General features: G+C 59.2%; 18 protein-coding genes. 9 read left to right on the top strand and 9 right to left on the bottom strand.

The genetic code is table 11. From position 1 onward, the window contains the following. Positions 1 to 44: 44 nt before the first annotated feature. Positions 45 to 1,475 carry an exodeoxyribonuclease I gene (gene sbcB, locus HCU66_RS16575; protein WP_205889491.1) on the top strand — a complete coding sequence of 477 codons (1,431 nt, stop codon included), beginning with the start codon at positions 45 to 47 and terminating at the stop codon, positions 1,473 to 1,475. A gap of 98 nt (positions 1,476 to 1,573) precedes the next feature. Here sbcB and mvaT read toward each other — a convergent pair whose 3' ends face one another. Continuing rightward, a complete protein-coding gene (gene mvaT / locus HCU66_RS16570) occupies positions 1,574 to 1,951 on the bottom strand; it encodes a histone-like nucleoid-structuring protein MvaT (protein ID WP_205889490.1) in 378 nt (125 codons plus the stop codon). 322 nt (positions 1,952 to 2,273) lie between these two features. On the opposite strand from mvaT, the gene purU reads away from it, so the two are divergent. Together purU and HCU66_RS16560 are read left to right on the top strand one after the other, a co-directional pair. After that, positions 2,274 to 3,122, top strand: a complete 849-nt coding sequence (purU, locus tag HCU66_RS16565) for a formyltetrahydrofolate deformylase (protein ID WP_205889489.1) — start codon at positions 2,274 to 2,276, stop codon at positions 3,120 to 3,122. 136 nt (positions 3,123 to 3,258) lie between these two features. Continuing rightward, positions 3,259 to 3,435, top strand: coding sequence for a hypothetical protein (locus HCU66_RS16560; protein WP_205889488.1), 177 nt, complete (start codon positions 3,259 to 3,261; stop codon positions 3,433 to 3,435). 9 nt (positions 3,436 to 3,444) lie between these two features. On the opposite strand, the gene HCU66_RS16555 is transcribed toward HCU66_RS16560, so the two are convergent. From HCU66_RS16555 to HCU66_RS16545, 3 genes are read right to left on the bottom strand one after another with little or no spacing between them, the layout of a single operon-like run. Next, on the bottom strand, positions 3,445 to 4,440 hold the full coding sequence (locus tag HCU66_RS16555) for a glucosaminyl phosphatidylglycerol flippase (RefSeq protein WP_205889487.1): 996 nt from the start codon (positions 4,438 to 4,440) through the stop codon (positions 3,445 to 3,447). Then, on the bottom strand, positions 4,437 to 5,213 hold the full coding sequence (locus HCU66_RS16550) for an N-acetylglucosaminyl phosphatidylglycerol deacetylase (protein WP_205889486.1): 777 nt from the start codon (positions 5,211 to 5,213) through the stop codon (positions 4,437 to 4,439). The genes HCU66_RS16555 and HCU66_RS16550 overlap by 4 nt, the downstream gene beginning before the upstream one ends. Further along, the gene (locus HCU66_RS16545; protein WP_205889485.1) at positions 5,206 to 6,327 is read right to left on the bottom strand and encodes an N-acetylglucosaminyl phosphatidylglycerol synthase; all 1,122 of its coding nucleotides are present in this window, start codon (positions 6,325 to 6,327) and stop codon (positions 5,206 to 5,208) included. Before HCU66_RS16545 ends, HCU66_RS16550 begins: the two co-directional genes overlap by 8 nt. Positions 6,328 to 6,591: 264 nt before the next feature. Between HCU66_RS16545 and HCU66_RS16540 the strand changes: the two genes are divergently transcribed. After that, positions 6,592 to 8,079, top strand: coding sequence for a helicase HerA-like domain-containing protein (locus HCU66_RS16540; protein WP_205889484.1), 1,488 nt, complete (start codon positions 6,592 to 6,594; stop codon positions 8,077 to 8,079). Between the two features lie 100 nt (positions 8,080 to 8,179). On the opposite strand, the gene HCU66_RS16535 is transcribed toward HCU66_RS16540, so the two are convergent. Then, positions 8,180 to 8,635: a DUF721 domain-containing protein gene (locus HCU66_RS16535; RefSeq protein ID WP_018926518.1), complete on the bottom strand. Its 456-nt coding sequence runs from the start codon at positions 8,633 to 8,635 to the stop codon at positions 8,180 to 8,182. Positions 8,636 to 8,942: 307 nt separating this feature from the next. On the opposite strand from HCU66_RS16535, the gene secA reads away from it, so the two are divergent. The 3 genes from secA to HCU66_RS16520 all read left to right on the top strand — a co-directional run bounded on the left by secA (position 8,943) and on the right by HCU66_RS16520 (position 14,066). Further along, positions 8,943 to 11,678 carry a preprotein translocase subunit SecA gene (gene secA, locus HCU66_RS16530; protein WP_205889483.1) on the top strand — a complete coding sequence of 912 codons (2,736 nt, stop codon included), beginning with the start codon at positions 8,943 to 8,945 and terminating at the stop codon, positions 11,676 to 11,678. A 122-nt stretch (positions 11,679 to 11,800) separates the two neighbouring features. Further along, positions 11,801 to 13,018: a bifunctional glutamate N-acetyltransferase/amino-acid acetyltransferase ArgJ gene (gene argJ, locus HCU66_RS16525; protein WP_205889482.1), complete on the top strand. Its 1,218-nt coding sequence runs from the start codon at positions 11,801 to 11,803 to the stop codon at positions 13,016 to 13,018. Between the two features lie 103 nt (positions 13,019 to 13,121). Further along, a complete protein-coding gene (locus HCU66_RS16520; RefSeq protein WP_205889481.1) occupies positions 13,122 to 14,066 on the top strand; it encodes a Nudix family hydrolase in 945 nt (314 codons plus the stop codon). Positions 14,067 to 14,179: 113 nt separating this feature from the next. Here HCU66_RS16520 and HCU66_RS16515 read toward each other — a convergent pair whose 3' ends face one another. From HCU66_RS16515 to HCU66_RS16505, 3 genes are read right to left on the bottom strand one after another with little or no spacing between them, the layout of a single operon-like run. Next, entirely contained in the window at positions 14,180 to 14,761 is a 582-nt protein-coding gene (locus HCU66_RS16515) for a cob(I)yrinic acid a,c-diamide adenosyltransferase (RefSeq protein ID WP_205889480.1), read from the bottom strand. A gap of 2 nt (positions 14,762 to 14,763) precedes the next feature. Then, positions 14,764 to 16,800, bottom strand: a complete 2,037-nt coding sequence (locus HCU66_RS16510) for a sensor histidine kinase (protein WP_205889479.1) — start codon at positions 16,798 to 16,800, stop codon at positions 14,764 to 14,766. A gap of 45 nt (positions 16,801 to 16,845) precedes the next feature. Further along, positions 16,846 to 17,763, bottom strand: a complete 918-nt coding sequence (locus tag HCU66_RS16505; RefSeq protein WP_205889478.1) for a putative 2-dehydropantoate 2-reductase — start codon at positions 17,761 to 17,763, stop codon at positions 16,846 to 16,848. A 141-nt stretch (positions 17,764 to 17,904) separates the two neighbouring features. Here HCU66_RS16505 and HCU66_RS16500 point away from each other — a divergent pair, with 141 nt between their 5' ends. Further along, positions 17,905 to 18,390 (top strand): YajQ family cyclic di-GMP-binding protein, encoded by a 486-nt coding sequence (locus HCU66_RS16500; RefSeq protein ID WP_007977344.1) that lies wholly within the window; start codon positions 17,905 to 17,907, stop codon positions 18,388 to 18,390. Positions 18,391 to 18,527: 137 nt separating this feature from the next. Further along, positions 18,528 to 19,370, top strand: coding sequence for a mechanosensitive ion channel family protein (locus HCU66_RS16495; RefSeq protein ID WP_205889477.1), 843 nt, complete (start codon positions 18,528 to 18,530; stop codon positions 19,368 to 19,370). Positions 19,371 to 19,514: 144 nt separating this feature from the next. Here HCU66_RS16495 and HCU66_RS16490 read toward each other — a convergent pair whose 3' ends face one another. After that, positions 19,515 to 20,861, bottom strand: a complete 1,347-nt coding sequence (locus HCU66_RS16490) for an OprD family porin (protein WP_205889476.1) — start codon at positions 20,859 to 20,861, stop codon at positions 19,515 to 19,517. Positions 20,862 to 21,302: the final 441 nt, after the last annotated feature.

Raw genomic sequence — 21,302 nt, 5'->3', positions numbered from 1 at the left:
GTCAAGCGCCTAGACTTCGCCAGTCTTCAGCTCAGGAACAACCCGTGACCTCGATCTTCTGGTACGACTACGAAACCACTGGCATCAATCCACGTTGCGACCGTCCGTTGCAAGTGGCGGGGATTCGCACCGACTTCGATCTCAATGAAATAGACGAGCCGGTCAATCTGTACTGCCAGCCCAGTGACGACATCCTGCCGCATCCGGCGGCGTGCGCGATCACCGGTATTACGCCAGGCCGTCTGGCCGAACAGGGTTTGAGCGAAGCCGATTTCATGACACGGGTTCATGCCCAGCTGGCGGCCCCCGGCACCTGTGGGGCGGGCTATAACACCCTGCGCTTCGACGACGAGATGACCCGTTACAGCCTGTATCGAAACTTTTTCGACCCTTATGCACGGGAGTGGCAGGGCGGCAACAGCCGCTGGGATCTGATCGACGTGGTGCGCGCCGCCTATGCCTTGCGCCCCGACGGCCTCGTCTGGCCCAGGGATGACGAAGGGCGGGTGACGCTCAAGCTCGAACGCCTGACCGCTGCCAACGGCATCGATCACGGCCATGCCCACGAGGCGTTGTCGGATGTTCGCGCCACCATCGCTCTGGCGCGTCTTATCCGGGAAAAACAGCCGAAGTTGTATGACTGGCTGTTTCAGTTGCGCAGCAAACAAAAGGTGATGGACCAGATTCGCTTGTTGCAGCCGATGGTGCATATTTCCGGGCGTTTTTCGGCGGCCCGCCACTATGTCGGTGTAGTCCTGCCGTTGGCCTGGCATCCACGTAATCGCAACGCGCTGATTGCCTGTGATCTGCATCTGGACCCTCAGGGGCTGCTCGATCTGGATGCCGACACCTTGCGTCAGCGGCTTTATACCCGTCGGGACGAACTGGCCGAAGGCGAACTGCCGGTGCCGCTCAAGCTCATACACATCAACAAATGCCCGGTAGTGGCACCGTTGTCGGTACTACGTCCTGAAGATCAGCAACGTTTGGGGCTGGACATGGCGCTTTATCAGCAACGGGCGCTGCGGCTAACTGACGCACAACAAGTTTGGCGAGATAAGGTCTCGGACATTTATACCGGCGACGATTTCTCTCCAAGCCAGGACCCTGAGCAACAGTTATACGACGGTTTTATCGGCGATCGGGACCGGCGTCTATGCGAGCAAGTCAGATCCGCCGACCCTGCGCAACTAGCACAAGAGCAGTGGCCTTTCGATGATGAACGTTTACCTGAATTATTGTTTCGTTATCGCGCACGCAACTTTCCCGACACGTTGAGCTTCTCAGAGCAAGAACGCTGGCGAATTTTCTGTCAGCAACGTTTGTCCGCACCGGAGTGGGGGGCTCCCAATACGCTGGAAAGTTTTCTGGAGGTTGCCGCTCAATTGACGATTAGCGCTACACCGTTTCAGCGAGAGGTTCTGGATGAATGGAAAAATCATGTCCAGGCATTACGCAAACGTTTGAATCTTTGAAACCGAAAATGATCTGGGCTTGAATTCCGGGCATAAAAAAACGCCAGCATTTGCTGGCGTTTTTCAGGTCGCGGATCAGTCTGCGACTAGCCTGCGGCTTAGCCTAGCAGGGTAGCCCAGCTTTCAACCACGTCACCGCCCCACTTGGCTTTCCACTCTTTCAGAGTCTTGTGGTTGCCACCTTTGGTTTCGATGACTTCGCCGTTGTGCGGGTTTTTGTATTGTTTAACTTTGCGAGCACGCTTGGTGCCGGTAGTTTTTACTACGCCGCCACGTGGAGCCTTGGTTTTGGACTCTGGATCCAACAGCGCAATGATGTCGCGCAGGGATTTGGAGTATTCGCCCATCAGGGTGCGCAGTTTGCCTTCGAATTCCAGCTCGGTTTGCAATTTGTCGTCTTGGGACAGATTCTTCAAACGGGCTTGCAGCTCTTTGATAGCTTCTTCGGTGGCGCGATATTCGTTGATCAAGGACATGAGGACTACCTTATGTTGGGCGCTGGATGACAGGGAACAGTGCGACAATAATAGTCAGGGTGTTTCATCAAGTAAACATTTAACCGGTGTTTTATTTAAATTAGTTACGCATAGGGCACACATTGGAGTGGCAGTTAAATAACGTCACAAATACTCACAGTTGACCTCTTGAAGATGGCCCGCAAGAGCACCATCGCACGTGCAGCATAGTGCTTGCAGAACCGGTGCCTGGCCTGCGTGCAAAGCCACACGTCATCAATACTGCAGTTTTGCTGCGCAATCGCTAGAATGGCGGCCTTTGCGAAGTTCTGGAGTTCCCCTCATGCGCACTTTTCGGCTGGTGATTGCTTGCCCGGACCGCGTCGGCATCGTTGCTAAAGTCAGTAACTTTCTGGCGTCACATAACGGCTGGATCACCGAAGCGAGCCATCACTCGGACAATCTCAGTGGCTGGTTCTTCATGCGTCACGAAATTCGTGCCGATTCGCTGCCTTTCGGTATCGAAGCCTTTCGCGAAGCGTTTGCACCGATTGCCCAAGAGTTCTCGATGGACTGGCGCATCACCGACACCGAGCAGAAGAAACGCGTGGTGTTGATGGCCAGTCGTGAATCCCACTGCCTGGCTGACTTGTTGCACCGCTGGCACAGCGACGAACTGGACTGCGAAATCGCCTGCGTGATTTCCAACCATGACGATTTGCGCAGCATGGTCGAGTGGCACGGTATTCCTTACTACCATGTGCCGGTCAACCCGCAGAACAAGGAACCGGCCTTCGCCGAAGTCTCGCGTCTGGTCAAACAGCACGAGGCCGAAGTGGTGGTACTTGCCCGTTACATGCAGATTCTGCCGCCCGAGTTGTGCAGCGAATATGCCCACAAAGTCATCAACATTCACCACAGCTTCCTGCCGTCGTTCGTCGGCGCCAAGCCGTATCACCAGGCTTCGATGCGTGGCGTGAAGTTGATCGGCGCCACTTGCCACTACGTAACCGAAGAGCTGGATGCCGGTCCGATCATCGAGCAGGACGTGGTGCGCGTCAGCCACAGCGACAGCATCGAAGACATGGTGCGCTTCGGTCGTGACGTCGAGAAGATGGTGCTGGCCCGTGGTCTGCGTTATCACCTGGAAGACCGGGTGTTGGTGCACGGCAACAAAACGGTCGTGTTCTGATACCCGCTGTTGATCGTTCCCATGCCCCGCGTGGGAACGCATCCTGTGACGCTCTGCGTCACCTCCCGCAGCAGACGCGGAGCGTCTAGGGCTGCATTCCCACGCAGAGCGTGGGAACGATCAGAGGGACATGACCATGGCCGATCCATTGGACAAAGCCACTTCCAGGGCGCCCGCCACATTGGGTGAGGGCTGTTTGAGTCGCTATGACCCGGATGACCTGAGCCCCGAAGACGGCACGGAATTTCCCGGCGCCGCCGAGTTGTGGGAGCAGTTGCGGGACGATTCCGACGATACAGCCGGGGACGCCTGAAAAGATCTTTCAAGCTTGCTTGAATTTCATCAGCTTCCTCAGTAATGGCCGCCCGAGCATCAGTAAAAACACCGGGCCGCCGACCACCAGGTAGAAGTAATAAGTCACCGTCCGCCAGATCAGAATCGCCGCCGCCGCGGCGGATTTCCCCACCATGGGCGCCAGCAGCGCCGCCGACGTCAATTCCGCCGCCCCGGCACCGCCCGGCAGCAGGCTGAACTGCCCCGCACTCAGCGACAGCATCTGGATCAGAAAGCACCAGGCCCACTGCAAATCCACGTCCAACCCGCGCAACGCCAGATACAGCACGCTATAACGCAAGGCCCAATGCAGGCAGGTCAGTGCAAATACCGTGATCAACGTCTGAAAGGGCAGCTTCAACGTGTCAGTGAACGCCGCCAGGAATTGCAGGAGTTTTCGCGCCCAGCGAAGCCGAGTCGCCTCTTTGACATTGAGACGGGCGAGCAACCGACCGCTCAGACGAATCAGCGAACGGTGGAAGCGAGCCACCACCACGCAACTGAACAACCCGCCGAACATTGAGATGGCGCTGACGGTCAGCAGCCATTCCATGCGCTGACTGAGGTGCTGGAACAGGGCATAAATCAGAATCCCGCTCAGCGCGCAGAGAAAAAACAGCAGATCGCTCAATTGGTCCATGGCGAACACGGCGCTGCCCCTGGCCGGCCGCACGCCATGGCGCGCAAGCAGGGCCATGATGGTCAGCGGGCCGCCACTGCCGCCGGGAGTGGCGCAGTAGGCGAACTCGGCAGACATCACCACCCCGAGGCTTTTGAGGCGGCTCACCTTGCTCCGCTGATCGCCCAGCAACAGGCGCAAGCGCAGGGTGTTGAGCATCCAGCACAGCAGGATCATGCCGAACATGATCAGCAGCCATTCCAACGGAAAATTTTGCAGCCGCGACCATGTCTCGCCGCCGCCCAGCAACGACGGGATGAGCACTGCGGCGAGCAGGGCGACGAGCAGCAGAATCCCGCGGCTCATGCGGCGCGACCGACGGTGTCGTCTTGCAGTGCCAGCCAGTTGGCCTTGGTCATAGGCACACGGCCTTCGTCGAGCAAGCGCTTGAGGAGTTGCAGCCAATACTGACGCGAGAACTCATGGCGCATGTCCACGGGGTGCAGGCCGAGACGAATCACCGGCGCTTGCCGCCAGCGTTGTTCGCGTTGATCGCTGACCAGCTTCGACAAACCCCGACGCCAGGCACTGCGTGCGCTCCAGATCAGGCCTGGGGCATTGATCGCGGTGAAATCCGGCAAGCGATACAGATGCTGCGAGTCGCTGGTGTAGCGCAGCGGTAACTGGCGCAACGCCTGACGGGTGCCTTCGCTCATCAGCCAGGCTGGGGCGACGAAGCCTTCAAGCGGCCAGTTGTAGCGATGGAACATCTCAATTCCGGCGCGCAGGCGGGCGAGAGCGGCGTCCAGAGGCAGATCATAGAACTCGCCTTCATGGGTGTAGATTCGGCGCATGAACCAGTCTCGGGGAGTGACAGGGATCGGCCCTTCATCGCAATGATAGTAACCGTGCAGGGCCAGTTCATCGCCGCGCGCGACACGGCTGCTCAGCAAACGTCGAAATTGCGGATGCGCGTTCAGATCGTTGTGTTTGTGCAAATCCGGTACCACCAACCAGGTCATCGGCACTTCACCCAGTGCGTCGACGGCTTCGACGACGGCCTGGTAATCGGGCCAGGTTTGCGGCGCAACGTCGTGCAGCACCAGCAACAGGCTGGGCGCGTTCATGGGCTCAACCATTGGCGGTCAGCGGCCATTGCGTGCCGAGTACGGCGTGATAATGACCCAACAGGCTGTCGACCACGGTATCCCAGGCGTAATACCGCTCGACATGGCTGCGGGCCTGTTTGCCCAGCGCGGCGCTGCCTTGGCTGAACAGTTCGCGTACCGCGTTGGCCATTGCGGCTGGATTGTTCGGCGCGCAGAGCAGGCCGCATTGATCAGTGACGATTTCCTGAAACGCTCCGGCCGCCACGGCTACCACCGGAATGCCACTGGCCATGGCTTCGAGGACCACCAGACCAAAAGTTTCCTGATCGCCGGCATGCACCAGCGCATCGGCACTGGCCATCAGGCGCGCGATTTGCGCCGCCGGGCAGAATTCATCAAGGACCGTGACATTGCGCGGCACCAGAGTCGGCATCGACGACCCCACCAGCAGCAAGTGATAGCGACGCCCCAGGCGTTTCATGCACTTGAGCAGCACCGGCAGGTTTTTCTCCTTGGAGCCGCGGCCGGCGAAGATCAGCAGGTGGGTGTTTTCATCGATGCCCAATTCAGCCCGCAAACCTGGGTCCCGTGCATTGGGGTTGAACGTTTGCAGGTCAACGCCCAAGGGCTGTACGAAAACGTTCTTCACCCCCAGCCCGATCAGTTTGTCGGCCATGACCTGGCTTGGCGCCAGTACCCGGTCGAAGTTGCCGTAGAGCTTGCTGACATAAGCCTCGACATTGGGTGTAACCCAGTTGCCCATGCGATTGCTGACCAGCATCGGCAGGTCGGAGTGATAAAAGCCGATGACCGGCACATCGAGTTGGCGCTTGGCGTCCAAAGCAGCCCAGGCGGTCAGGTATGGATCGCCGACTTCAATCAGATCAGGTTGCAAGACCTGCAGAACATTGCGCCAGGGCGCGAGACGAAGGGGAAAACGATAACCCTTGCCGAAGGGCAGGGCCGGAGCCGGAACCGTGTAAACGCCATCCTGTTCACTAAAATGGGCCCCGGGGACCAGCAGGCTGTGACGAATGCCCGGTTTGTTGCCCAGGCGCCGGTGTTTGGCATCCAGATAAGTGCGCACGCCACCGCTGGCAGGGGCGTAAAACATGGTTATGTCAGCGATATGCACGATGAACATCCCTCCGGGACCGTGGTTCTCCCTTTGGTTGACCTATATGAAGGATAGATGTTCGGTTGGGGTTTTGTGGTGGGGGAGGGCTGCGGGCTTGCCCGCGAAGAGGCCAGAACAGACACTAAATACGGAAACTGCCTACAAAATGGGCATTGTTGAAAGTACGCTGATGTTTTCGTCTCTCCTTAGGGAATTACCGACGCTATTCTCAGTCTGGTTTCTCGCTTGTTATCGGCCATGAAGGATCAAAGATTAACCATGGGTGACCAAATGCCTGACTCATCGCAACTCGTTATCGGCGCCGACCTCGCGGGTCAGTCCATCGCCCAGGCCATGCGCCTGGCGAACCGTCACGGCCTGGTGGCGGGCGCTACCGGGACCGGTAAAACCGTCACATTGCAGCGCTTGGCCGAAGCCTTCAGCGACGCTGGCGTGGCGGTGTTCGCGGCGGACATCAAAGGCGACCTGTGCGGCCTGGGCGCTGCCGGCAACCCTCAAGGCAAGGTCGCGGAGCGGATCGCCGGCATGCCCTGGCTGAACCATAAACCTCAGGCGTATCCGGTGACCCTGTGGGACATTCAGGGGCAGTCCGGTCATCCATTGCGCACCACCTTGAGCGAAATGGGACCGTTGCTGCTCGGTAGCCTGCTCGAGCTGACCGACAGCCAGCAGTCGGCCCTGTATGCCGCGTTCAAAGTGGCCGACCGCGAAGGGTTGTTGCTGCTGGATTTGAAGGATTTGAAGGCGCTGCTCAATCACCTGCGTGATAACCCCCAATTGCTGGGCGATGACGCCGCGCTGATGACCACCGGTTCCAGTCAGGCCCTGCTGCGCCGTTTGGCGACGCTGGAGCAGCAGGGCGCCGAAGCGTTGTTCGGTGAACCGGCGCTGCAACTGGAAGACATGTTGCAACCGGCGATGGATGGTCGCGGGCGCATCCATTTGCTCGATGCCAGTCGTCTGGTGCATGAGGCGCCGAAAGTCTATGCGACGTTCCTGCTGTGGCTGCTGGCCGAACTGTTCGAACAGCTGCCGGAGCGCGGCGATGCCGAGAAACCGCTGCTGGCGCTGTTTTTCGACGAAGCGCATTTGTTGTTCGCCGGGACGCCCAAGGCGTTGCAGGAACGTCTGGAACAGGTTGTCCGTCTGATTCGTTCGAAAGGCGTGGGCGTGTACTTCGTCACCCAATCGCCGGGCGACTTGCCGGATGACGTGTTGGCTCAACTGGGCCTGCGTATCCAGCATGGCTTGCGTGCGTTCACCGCCAAAGAGCAGAAATCCTTGCGCGCGGTGGCTGAGGGCTTCCGGCCGAACCCGGCATTTGACGCCTTGTCGGTGTTGACTGAGTTGGGCATTGGTGAGGCGTTGGTCGGCACCTTGCAGGACAAGGGTACGCCGGGGATGGTCCAGCGTGTATTGGTCGCGCCACCGCAATCGCGGATCGGGCCGCTGACCGAGACTGAACGCACGGTGCTGATCGCCGGTTCGCCGTTCAAGGGGCGTTATGACAAACCGGTCGATCGCGAGTCGGCTTATGAAGTGCTGATGGGGCGCAAGGGGTTGGCGCCGGAGCCTGAAGCAGAGCCGGGTAAACCGGCGCCTGAAGAGCCGAGTCTTGCGGACAAGGCCGGGGAATTCCTCGGTACGGCGGCAGGGCAGGCGCTGAAATCGGCGATGCGACAGGCGGCAAACCAGTTAGGCCGACAATTGGTGCGCGGGTTGATGGGGTCATTGCTCGGCGGTAGCAAACGCCGCTGAATGAATTGGAATGCAATCACCTGTAGGAGCCAGGCTTGCCCGCGAAGCTTTTGGCGCCCTCGGGGGCCTCTTCGCGGGCAAGCCTCGCTCCTACAGGGGTTCAGGATTTAGGTTTTGCGTGCGCCGCAAGGCGCTCCAGCGCCGCCCTTAAATTCGGGTCGGTAATCCCGTCAGCCGTCGCCTGAATGGTCGCCGCGGCATCCGTCGACAAATCCATGGTATGCCCAGCCGCTCCTTGCTGAACGGTCGGTGGTTGCACCTTGAACAGAATCCGCGTCAGGCTGGCGAACTCGTCGAACAGCTGTAACTGGCGTTGCAGACGCTTTTGTTGGTAGCGCAGGCGGGTGGCCCAGTGACCGTCGGTGACGATCAGCAATAAACTGCCTTCGCGCCACGACGCCACATGGCAATGCTCCCGGGCAGCCGGCTGCAGCTGGCTTTCCACCAGCCGTTGCAAATGACCCAGGCGTTGAGCGTGGCCAAAAATGGCTTTCAGCGGTTTGGCTTCGCGAAGCAGAACGGCGGGTGCTCTGGCCGTGAGAGGGCGAAATGCCATGATCGAACACCTGAAGTAACAGAGCGGCCATGGTAACAGAAAGCACCGACTGGCCCCGACCCATTGCATTGCGAACGCTTTACCCATTAAATCAACGAGTAACTTGTGCCCTTGATGGGTTGAAGTTCAGCAAAAAGCCCTTATTTTAAGTGAGCCCCGTCACAGCGCAGTGCATGCATCGTGGAACAACGCCACTTTCCTCACCATCGTTTCCGGGTAGAATGCTCGTTCGCATGCGGCCATGAGGGCTGCACGGGCGACTCACGGGGCCGCCCTCCATCCCTTTAGTGTGGAAGATCCTGCCGATATGTTTGCGCCTTTGTTAAAGAAACTTTTTGGAAGCAAGAATGAGCGTGAAGTCAAACGCATGCTCAAGACGGTACAGATCGTCAATGCCTTCGAAGAGCAAATGGTGGCCCTTTCGGACGATCAGTTACGTGCCAAGACTGCCGAATTCAAGGCCCGCCTCGCCAAAGGGGAAACCCTGGACAAGCTGCTGCCAGAAGCCTTTGCGGTCGCCCGCGAAGCCGGCAAGCGCGTCATGGGGATGCGCCACTTCGATGTCCAACTGATCGGCGGCATGACCTTGCATGAAGGCATGATCGCGGAAATGCGTACCGGTGAAGGCAAGACCCTGGTGGCCACACTGGGCGTTTACCTCAACGCGCTGTCCGGCAAAGGCGTGCACGTTGTGACGGTGAACGACTACCTGGCCCGCCGTGACGCCAACTGGATGCGCCCGCTCTACGAATTCCTCGGCATGACGGTCGGTGTGGTCACCCCGTTCCAGCCGCCGGAAGAAAAGCGCGCCGCTTACGCCGCCGACATCACCTACGGCACCAACAACGAATTCGGTTTTGACTACCTGCGCGACAACATGGCGTTCAGCATGGAAGAAAAATTCCAGCGCGAACTCAATTTTGCCGTGATCGACGAAGTCGACTCCATCCTCATCGACGAAGCCCGTACCCCGCTGATCATCTCCGGTCAGGCCGAGGACAGCTCCAGGCTGTACATCGAGATCAACAAACTGATCCCGCAGCTGCAATTGCACGTCGAAGAAGTCGAAGGCGAAGTCACCAAGGCCGGCCACTACACCGTGGACGAAAAGACCCGTCAGGTCGAACTCAACGAAGCCGGTCACCAGTTCATCGAAGACATGCTGACCAGCGTCGGCCTGCTGGCTGAAGGCGAGAGCCTGTACTCGGCGCATAACCTCGGTTTGCTGACCCACGTTTATGCCGGCCTGCGAGCCCACAAACTGTTCAATCGCAACGTCGAATACATCGTGCAGGACGGTCAGGTCGTACTGGTCGACGAACACACCGGTCGCACCATGCCGGGTCGCCGTTTGTCCGAAGGCCTGCACCAGGCCATCGAAGCCAAGGAAAACCTGAACATCCAGGCCGAGAGCCAGACCCTGGCGTCGACCACGTTCCAGAACTACTTCCGTCTGTACAACAAGCTGTCCGGCATGACCGGCACCGCAGACACTGAAGCGTTCGAGTTCCATCAGATCTATGGCCTGCAGGTCATGGTCATCCCGCCGAACAAACCGTTGGCGCGTAAAGACTACAACGACCTGGTGTTCCTGACCGCCGAAGAGAAATACGCGGCGATCATCGCTGACATCAAGGAATGCATGGCCCAGGGCCGTCCGGTGCTGGTGGGTACCGCCACCATCGAAACCTCCGAGCACATGTCCGGCCTGCTCCAGAAGGAAGGCATCGAACACAAGGTTCTGAACGCCAAGTTCCACGAAAAAGAAGCCGAAATCATCGCTCAGGCCGGTCGCCCGGGCGCACTGACCATCGCCACCAACATGGCCGGTCGTGGTACCGACATCCTGTTGGGCGGCAACTGGGAAGTGGAAGTGGCCTCGCTGGAAGACCCGACCCCTGAGCAGATTGCCCAGATCAAGGCCGACTGGCAGAAACGTCACCAGCAAGTGCTGGAGTCGGGCGGCTTGCAGGTGATCGCGTCCGAGCGTCACGAATCGCGCCGTATCGACAACCAATTGCGTGGTCGTGCCGGTCGTCAGGGCGACGCCGGTTCCAGCCGTTTCTACCTGTCCCTGGAAGACAGCCTGATGCGCATCTTCGCCTCTGACCGGGTGAAGAACTTCATGAAGGCGCTGGGCATGCAGTCCGGTGAAGCGATCGAGCACCGCATGGTAACCAATGCCATCGAGAAGGCTCAGCGCAAGGTTGAAGGCCGCAACTTCGACATCCGTAAACAACTGCTCGAGTTCGACGACGTCAACAACGAACAACGTAAAGTGATCTATCACATGCGTAACAGTTTGTTGGCCGCCGACAACATCGGCGAAACCATCGCCGATTTCCGTCAGGACGTACTCAACGCGACTGTCAGCGCGCACATTCCACCGCAATCGTTGCCTGAGCAGTGGGACGTGGCCGGCCTGGAAGCGGCGTTGCAGAGCGACTTCGGTGTGGCGCTGCCGATCCAGCAATGGCTCGACGAAGACGACCACCTGTACGAGGAAACCCTGCGCGAGAAGCTGCTCAACGAACTGATCGCGGCCTACAACGAGAAAGAAGACCAGGCCGGTGCCGAAGCGCTGCGCTCCTTCGAGAAACAAATCGTGCTGCGCGTGCTCGACGACCTGTGGAAAGACCACCTGTCTACCATGGATCACCTGCGTCACGGCATCCACTTGCGTGGTTATGCGCAGAAGAACCCGAAGCAGGAATACAAGCGCGAGTCCTTTACCTTGTTCTCCGAGTTGCTGGATTCGATCAAGCGCGACTCGATCCGTGTGTTGTCACACGTTCAGGTTCGCCGCGAAGACCCGGCCGAAGAAGAAGCCCGTCTGCGTCAGGAAGCCGAAGCGCTGGCTGCACGCATGCAGTTCCAGCACGAAGAAGCCCCTGGCCTGGAGCAACCGGAAGTGTTGGGTGAAGAGGTCGATGTCGCCCTCGCCACCGCACCGGTACGCAACGAGCAGAAGCTGGGCCGTAACGAGCTGTGCTACTGCGGCTCGGGCAAGAAATACAAGCATTGCCACGGGCAGATCCAGTAACCCCCGTTTCAAACGCTGAAATACCCGCGCCGCGACCGGCTTATGCCGTCGCGGCGTTTTGCCATTTAAACCACCGTCCATCGCAATGACGGTGCAGACAACATTTTTTAAGGAGCGCATTCATGGCTGTTGGTCTTGGTCCTTTGCCAACGTTGCACCCGGTTGCCGGTTTTGAACTCGGTATCGCCTCGGCCGGTATCAAGCGCCCGGGGCGCAAGGATGTCGTGGTCATGCGCTGTGCCGAAGGTTCCACGGTGGCGGGCGTGTTCACCCTGAACGCCTTTTGCGCCGCGCCCGTGATCCTGGCCAAGCAACGCGTGCAAGGCCCGGTGCGTTACCTGCTGACCAACACCGGCAATGCCAATGCCGGCACCGGCGAACCGGGTCTGGCGGCTGCCGAGCGCACCTGCGCCAAACTGGCGGAGCTGACCGGCGTCGATGCCAGCCTGGTGCTGCCGTATTCCACCGGTGTGATCGGCGAGCCGTTGCCGGTCGAGAAAATCGAAGGTGCCTTGCAAGCGGCCCTCGATGACCTGTCGGAGAACAACTGGGAAGCGGCCGCCACCGGCATCATGACCACCGACACCCTGCCCAAGGGCGCCAGCCGCCAATTCCAGCATGACGGCGTGACCATCACCGTCACCGGCATCAGCAAAGGCGCGGGCATGATCCGCCCGAACATGGCGACCATGCTCGGCTACATCGCCACTGACGCCAAAGTCTCCCGCGATGTGCTGCAAAACCTGTTGCTGGACGGCGCCAACAAGTCGTTCAACCGCATCACCATCGACGGCGACACCTCGACCAACGACTGCTGCATGTTGATCGCCACCGGCAAAGCCGCACTGCCGGAAATCACCCGTGCCGAAGGCGAGTTGTTCGCCAAGTTGAAACAAGCCGTGTTCGAAGTGTGCATGGACGTGGCCCAAGCTATCGTGCGCGACGGCGAAGGCGCGACCAAGTTCGTTACCGTTGAAGTCAATGGCGGCGGCAATCACCAGGAATGCCTGGATGTCGGTTACACCGTGGCCCACTCGCCGCTGATCAAGACTGCGTTGTTCGCCTCCGACCCGAACTGGGGCCGCATTCTGGCTGCTGTGGGCCGTGCCGGCGTACCGAACCTGGACGTGAGCAAGATCGACGTGTTCCTGGGCGAGGTGTGCATCGCCAGCCGTGGCGCTCGCTCTGCCACCTACACCGAAGCTCAGGGCGCGGCGGTGATGCAGCAGGAAGAGATCACCATCCGCATCGAGCTGGGTCGCGGCGATTGCAGCGAAACCATCTGGACCACCGACCTGTCCCACGAGTACGTGAAGATCAACGCCGAGTACCGAACTTAAGACCGAGTCGGCCGCCATCGCGAGCCTGCTCGCGATGGCGGCCGACCGCAGACCAAAGATTCTGGTCCATACCCTATCAAAAGGTTCTGAGGGAAATAGAGCGGTGAAACGAGTACACGTAGCAGCTGCGGTTATCCGCGATAGCAGCGGCAAGATCCTCATCGCCCGGCGTGCCGATACTCAGCATCAGGGCGGCTTGTGGGAGTTTCCCGGTGGCAAGGTCGAGGATGACGAATCCGTCGAAACCGCCCTGGCCCGCGAGCTTCATGAAGAGTTGGGCATCGTGGTCACTGCCGCGCGACCGATGATCAAGGTTCGCCACGATTACCCGGACAAGCAGGTGTTGCTGGATGTCTGGGAAGTCTCGGCGTTCACCGGCCAGCCCCATGGCGCCGAAGGTCAGCCTTTGGCCTGGGTGACCGCCCGGGAACTGCCGGATTACGAGTTCCCGGCCGCCAACCAGCCGATCGTCGCCGCTGCACGCTTGCCCGGCGAGTACCTGATCACCCCCGACGGTCTGGAAACCCCGGCGTTGCTGCGGGGTATCCAGAAAGCCATCGCGGGCGGCATCAAGCTGATTCAGTTGCGCGCGCCCAACGGCTACGACCCGCAATACCGCGATCTGGCGGTGGATGCGGCGGGGCTGTGTGCCGGCAAGGCACAGTTGATGATCAAGGGGCCGTTTGAATGGCTGGGGGACTTTCCGTCCGCCGGTTGGCACATCACTGCCGCGCAGCTGCGCAAGTACGCGGCAGCCGGGCGCCCGTTACCGGCGTCCCGCTGGTTGGCGGCGTCCTGCCACAATGCTGAAGAATTGGCACTGGCCGAGCAGATGGGTGTGGATTTTGTCACCTTGTCGCCGGTACAGCCGACCCAGACGCACCCGGACGCTCAGCCGTTGGGCTGGGAATTGGCGTCGACCCTGATCGAGGGCTTCAGCAAACCGGTGTTCCTGCTGGGTGGTGTTGGCCCGGCAGAGCGGCAGCAAGCCTGGGAAGCAGGGGCGCAGGGTGTGGCAGGGATTCGGGCCTTTTGGCCTGAGGCCTGACACCTGATCGTTCCCACGCTCTGCGTGGGAATGTAGCAAGAGACGCTCCGCGTCCCAAGAGCGGACGCAGAGCGTCCGGGGAGGCATTCCCACGCGGAGCGTGGGAACGATCATTAAACCTCGGGCTTCGCCGCAGGCTGCCACAAAATCTCGGCAATCCCCTGTCGCTTGGCAATCAACCTGGCCGCCACAAACAACAAATCCGACAACCGATTGATGTACGCCAGGCCAACCCCGGCCAATGGCTCAATCGCATTCAACTGCTGACAGCGCCGTTCGGCACTGCGCGCCAGGCTGCGGCAGACGTGGGCCTGGGCAATCAGCGCCGAACCGCCCGGCAGAATGAAATTCTCCAGTGGCCCCAACTCTTCATTCCACACATCGATCGCCGCTTCCAGCCGTTCGATTTCTGCCGTATTCAAAGCCTGATACACCGGCATCGCCAGTTCGCCGCCGAGGTCGAACAACCGGTGCTGGCAGGGCGCCAACACCTCGATCACTTCGCCAAGCCCGGGAAACTCGCCACTCTGTGCCACCAACCCGGCCAACAGCACACCCACCTGGCTGTTCAGCGTATCGACTTCGCCAATGGCCTCGATTCGCGGATGGTCCTTGGGCACCCGGCGGCCATCGCCAAGCCCGGTTTCGCCCTTGTCGCCAGTGCGGGTGTAAATCTTCGACAAGCGAAAGCCCATGGTTACCTCGACAGCTGATTGAGTTCTTGAGAGGCCACCGCAGTGCCCGACAACGGCAGGCGCAAGGTGAAGCAAGTGCCTTGGCCCAACGTCGATTGCACTTCCATCTGGCCCTTGTGGTTGTTGGTGATGATGAAATACGAGACCGAGAGCCCAAGGCCGGTGCCCTGGCCGATTTCCTTGGTGGTGAAGAACGGCTCGAACGTGCGTTTGCGCACGCTCTCGCTCATGCCGATGCCGTTATCCTCGACCTGAATTTCCGCCCACGGCGGGTTCAGTTTTGTACGCAGAATGATCCGCCCCGGTTCGCGGTCGTCCGTACGCTGGTGAATGGCTTGTGCGGCGTTTTTGAGCAGGTTGAGCAGCACCTGTTCCAGTTCGTTGGCGGTGCCGGGCACCGGGCCCAGCGCTGGATCGAACTGGCGAATGATCGCCTGCCCCTTGAAGTCGAAACCGATGGCCAGGTCGAAGTCGTTGCTGGCGATTTCCACCGCTTGATCGATCAGCGCCGGCAGGTCGCACGGCGCCATTTGCCGGGTGCTGCGGCGGCTGAAACTGAGCATGTGCGTGACGATTTTCGCCGCCCGCGCCCCGGCCTGTTGAATGCCATCGAGCAACCGTGGTATTTCGCGCGCTTGCAGATACTTATTGACCGTTTCCAGTTCGATACCCATTTGCTCGGCCTGTTCGAGGTTCTTCGGCAGGTCGGGGGACAGGCGTCGACGTATGTTTTGCACGTTATGCAGGATTGCGCCAAGCGGGTTGTTGATCTCATGGGCCATGCCGGCGGCTAGGCCACCGACCGAGAGCATTTTTTCCGATTGCACCATCATTTCTTCCAGGGACAAGCGCTGGGTGATGTCGTCGATCCGGATCACCACGCCGCGCCCGGCACCACCCATCAACGGGTAGAACGTCAGGGCGTAATGCCTGGGTTCATCATCCTTGAGCCAGGTGACACGTTCGATCTTGGCCACCGTGTGCTGCTCGACGGTTTGCTTGAGCTGCGGCAGGAACGGCTTGAGCGGTTCGAAAGCGATGAAGATCGGTTGGTTCAAGGCTTCATCCAGGCGTGTGCCGGACAGGGCGCTGGCCTCCTGATTCCATTGGGTCACGTAGAGCTGTTCGTCGAGGGCGATCAGTGCCGACGGCATGGAGTCGATGATGCTGTTGAGGTAGTTCTGGAAACCGGTGAGTTTTTTCTCGATCTTGCTGCGCACCTGAACTTCCAGTTCCAGCTTGCGGTTGGTGTGACGGGTTTCTTCGGCCAACCCCTGGGCCTGGTCGTAAGCCGCCTGGGAATCGTCCCGAGCGCGCTTGAGCTGCTGCTCCCGGGCCTCGATGCGCGAGAGCATGGTATTGAACGCTTCGGCGAGGCTGCCGATTTCGTCGTGGTTGCCGCGAGAGGCGCGCAGGGCGTAGTTCTCTTCCCGGGTGACTTGCCGGGACAACTCTTCGAGCTGATGGATGGGGCGAGTGATCAGGCGTTTGATCTGTCGGGCGATGACCAGCCACAACAGTACGCTGAAAATCAGAATCCCCAAGCTGGCGGTCAGGGTCCCGGTGTAGAACGCCATTGGCAATTCGCTGCTGGCCACCAGCAGCAAATGCCCTGGAGCGGTGCCGGGGCGGGGCAGGGTGATCACTTGATTGCTGCGAAACTCCGTGGCTTGCCAGGCGTCGAGGTGCCGGAAGTGTTCCGGCAGGCTCAACGTGTCGCCCTGCTGCAGCTGCGCCAGACGCACCCCTTTGCCGTCATAGAGGGCTGCCGCGCGCAGCGGCGTATAGCTGTTGAGTTCATTGAGCAGGCGTTCGGCGGTTTGCGGCGACTTCAGGGCGTCGGACACCAGGCTCGGGTTGGACACCAGTCGGCCGATGGTCTGCAAAGCCTGGGGCGCCATGCTTTCCTGGGAGATGTAATAGGCGGCGCTGATAAACGTCAGGTTGGCGACCAGCAAAACGGTGGTCAACAGCACCAGCAGGGCGGCCAGCAGTTTCTGGCCGACTGGAAGGTTTTCAAGGCGCTGGCGCAATGGCATCAGGTTCATCGCTGAAAAGGAACAAGTGGCCAGCGTAGCCGCTGCTCAGTCGCTGGGCAATCCAAGGCTGTGCAGATGAGCGATCAAGCGCTGTTGCAATTGATTGAGGTGCGGCAGGTTCAACCGATGCCGCGACGCGACTTTGCAGGCATGGCCCAACAGGTAGCTGATTTCGGTGCGGCGCTGATTCGCGACGTCCTGGTACATCGAGGAGAAATTGGCCGCGGTGGCCTTGATCACCCGCTCGACTTCCTCCTGAAGGTTCTCGGCTGCTGCCGGCTGGCCACAGCGCTCCAGCAGCTCGGTGAGTTCGGCGCAGAGGGTGGCGACTTCGCAATGATGTTGCTGCAAACCGCCGTTGCGGCATGCGTGCAGCACGGTTAGCGGGTTGATCGCGCAATTGAGCGCCAGTTTTCGCCACAGCCTGGTGAGAATATCGGTGCTCCATTCATGGGGAATGCCAGCGTCGCTCAAGTCCTCCAGCCAGATCGGCGCCACCGGGTGGCCGGCATCCCCCAGCCAGGTGTAACCATGACCGGCGAACACCACACGCCAGTCGCCCTCGCGAAACGCGCCTTCGGTACTGGAGGCGAAGATGCAGCGGGCATGCGGGACTTGCGCGGCAACGGCGTCCTGACTGCCGAGGCCGTTCTGCAACAGGATCAGTTCAGCGTTGGGTGTCAGACGGTGGGCGAGCCGGGCCACGGCTGTTACGGCGTCGTAGGCTTTGCAGGCTACCAGCAGGCGGCTGATCGGCCCGTCGCTGTCGGCTGTTTCGCCGGGCACCGGGTAGAGCTGAGCTTCGCCGTGTTCGATCAGCGTCAGCCCGCCCGCCGCCTGATAGGCCTGCAAGCGCGCCGTGTCCCGCACGATCAGCCTGACCGGCACTGAGGCCCGTGCCAGACGGGTAGCCCACAATGTGCCGAGACTGCCGGCGCCCAAAACATGCCAAGGGGTGGACATCAGCTTTTTGCTCGGTTTGACGCTGGCATGTACGGCTCGCAGTATCGGTAGGAAAAGACCCGTTATAATGAGCCAGATTTTAACCGCAAGCCAAGCGCGCTCCATCGTTATCGAGCGCGCCTTTTTTATTGGAGAGATTACATGCCGTCGTTCGACGTGGTATCCGAACTGGACAAACACGAAGTCACCAACGCGGTCGAGAACGCCGTCAAGGAGCTCGATCGTCGCTATGACCTGAAAGGCAAGGGCAGCTTCGAGTTCAAGGAAAAAGACCTGACCGTCAACCTGACCGCGGAAGCCGATTTCCAGCTCGAAGCGATGATCGAGATCCTCAAGCTGGCCCTGGTCAAGCGCAAGATCGACGTGCAATGCCTTGAGGTCAAGGATGCCTTCGCGTCGGGCAAGCTGATGAAGCAGGAAGCGGTCCTCAAGGAAGGCATCGACAAAGAGCTGGCAAAGAAAATCGTCGCTCACGTCAAAGACGCCAAGCTCAAGGTCCAGGCCGCCATTCAGGGCGAGCAGGTGCGCATCACCGGCAAGAAGCGTGACGATCTGCAGGAAGCCATCGCCGTCCTGCGCGCCAAGGAATTCGGCATGCCGCTGCAGTTCAATAACTTCCGCGACTGACTTTTCAGGCGGGAACCTCTCGGTGTTTTCGACGTCCGAGGCCCAAGCAACGGCAGAAACGATTGAACCCCACGGGTTCGGTCTTTCTGCCGCTCATTTTTTCGCGTGCCGGGTAGCCGGAAATAAGGAGAAAGAAGATGGATTTGAATGCTGAAGTAGACAACCTGGTCAAGGTGTCTCAAGCCTGGATTCCAATGATCATGGAATACGGCAGCCGCGTACTACTGGCGGTGATCACCCTGGCCATCGGCTGGTGGCTGATCAACAAAGTCACGCAGAAGCTTGGCGGCCTGCTGGCATTGCGTAATGCCGACCTGGCGCTGCAAGGTTTCATCAGCAGCCTGGCGAACATCATCCTCAAGGTGCTGCTGATCGTTAGCGTAGCGTCGATGATCGGCGTGGAAACCACGTCCTTCGTAGCGGCTATCGGTGCAGCCGGCCTGGCCATCGGTCTGGCCCTGCAGGGTAGCCTGGCGAACTTCGCCGGCGGCGTGCTGATTCTGTTGTTCCGCCCGTTCCGCATCGGTGACTGGATCGAGGCCCAAGGTGTTGCCGGTACGGTTGACAGCATCCAGATCTTCCACACTGTACTGCGCACCGGCGATAACAAAACCATCATCGTGCCTAACGGTAATCTGTCGAACGGCATCATCACCAACACCAACCGTCAGCCGACCCGCAAGGTCGTGTTTGATGTGGGTGTGGCTTATGAAGCGGACTTGCAGAAGGCCCGTGAAGTATTGCTGGAGCTGGCCAAGGATCCGCGAGTACTGGCTGACCCGGCGCCGGAAGCGGTGATTTCCATGCTGGGTGACAGTTCGATCACCGTTTCCCTGCGTGTGTGGGTGAAGACGGCCGACTATTGGAATGTGATGTTCATGTTTAACGAACAATCGCGCGATCGCTTGAAGAATGCCGGCATCGATATTCCGTTTCCGCAGCGCGTTATTCGAATGGTGCAGGAATCGGCAGTGGTGTAATGATCGGTCTTTCGATTCATGTTTGACCTTTCGGTCAGACGTGTTATGCAAGAACCGGAACTGTTAAACCCAATGCTGTAGCCAATAAAAAAGGCCCATCCGGAGATGGGCCTTTTTTGATTACCGCGAACTGACTTTCGGCAATTACAGAACCGAAATCGGGTAGTCGACGATCACACGGAACTCTTTCACGTCGCCTTCACCTTCGTCGGCGTTAGCAAAGTGCCAAGCTTGACGGAAGCGGACGGACAGATCTTTTGCCGGGCCAGACTGAACAACGTACTTGGCTTCGAAGTTGGTTTCGTTGTGTTTGCCATCTTCACCGTACAGGCCGGCGTAAGCGCTGCCTGCTGGAGTTTTGGTACCGTCGATGTCCCAACCTTTCACGTAACGGGTCATGAAGCTCAGACCAGGAACGCCGTACTCAGCCATTTTCAGGTCGTAACGGACCTGGGCAGACTTCTCGCCAGGGGCGTTGAAGTCAGAGTACTGGATGGAGTTGGCGAGGAAGATCGAGTCGCCGCCGCGGTTGTTCTTGCCGATACCGATGTAGTCGAACGGGGTATCGCCATTAACCTTTTGGAAGGCCAGGGTGATGGTGTGTGCTTTCAGGAACGAGAGAGCAGTTGCCAGCGAGAATGCTGTGTTGCTGATGTCACCGGCCTTCGCGTCACCGGTGTCGGTGGTGCGATAGATGTTGAAGTCGGTGTTCAGCGACGTGTCACCACCAAACGGAGTGGTGAGGTTCACGTTGGCGTAGTACTGGTTCCAGATGTCTTCCAGCTTGGCGCCATACAGCGATGCGGAAAGGTTATCGGTAATGCCGTACTTGCCACCGAAATAGTCGATGCTGTTGGCTTTCACGCCGGCGTAGTTGGCAAACAGGTCGCCGTCACGGGCGTTTTTGTCCTGGCTGGAACCCGAGTAGAAGTGACCGGCTTCGAGGTCAAGGTCTTTGACTTCGCTGCTCTGCAGTTGGATACCGCTGGCAACTTGAGGAAGGATACGGGAACCGCCAACAGCAAACACTGGAGCAGTGCTTGGCGACATGTCGCCGACTTTCAGCTCGGTTTTGGAGACGCGGAATTTAATGGCCCCCCCGGCTTTACCCTGGCTGTCGTTGACGTCGCGGCCACCGTTGGCGTTGACGGTGTTGCTACGGCTCATGTTGCCCGAACCGGAAGTGCCATCGCCGCCATCCAGTTTAATGGCCAGGTAACCGAATGCATCAACGCCAACGCCAACAGTACCCTGGGTGTAACCGGAGTTGTAGGTGCCCCAAAGACCTTGAGTCCAGTCTTTGACGTCGCGGGCGCCGTCTTTGTTGTCACGGTTGAAGTAGTAGTTGCGAACCAGCAAGTTCAACGAGCTGTCTTCAACAAAACCTTTGGCTTCAGCCTGGTCACTTACGAACGGTGCGGCCGTAGCCATTTGAGTACTGGCTGCTGCTGCAACTGCCAGTGCGATCATGCTCCACTTCATCACGCGCATCGTGATTTGCTCCTTTGGTTTTTAGAAGAGTACTGCCGTCCCACCTGTTTTATTGTCTGGGCGGCTCTTTCTTTTTGTGTCGGCGCAAACTTATATCACGCCGACCCTGTTAGCGATACTTGCGCATCTAACCTTTCAGCTTCTTTACGACCCTGTCGCAAATGGCTGGGTAGATGTCGCAAATTCACAGTCCCGACGCAATCGGACTGACAACTTCAGCGCTGTTTTCCAGGGCTTGAGCATCGGTAAAAAAGAGTCCCTGGTCCTGCACTTGAATCTCCATCGGGCAACCCTGCCACTGTTTTTATTGGTCTTGAGGCTTCCACTTCCAGCGGAGCGCTTATAGACGATATGGGTGTGAATGCAACAAGCGTGCACAAACCGGAATTCTGTTGCTGTTTTTTCCCAAAGGCCTGCCTATTGCTGTAAAAACCTCATAAA

This window comes from Pseudomonas frederiksbergensis (assembly GCF_017114915.1).
In the GTDB taxonomy this organism is placed as follows: Bacteria; Pseudomonadota; Gammaproteobacteria; order Pseudomonadales; family Pseudomonadaceae; genus Aquipseudomonas; species Aquipseudomonas frederiksbergensis_I.
The sequence above is the reverse complement of the archived record's forward strand: the minus strand, read 5'-3'. Positions and strand labels throughout refer to the sequence as shown.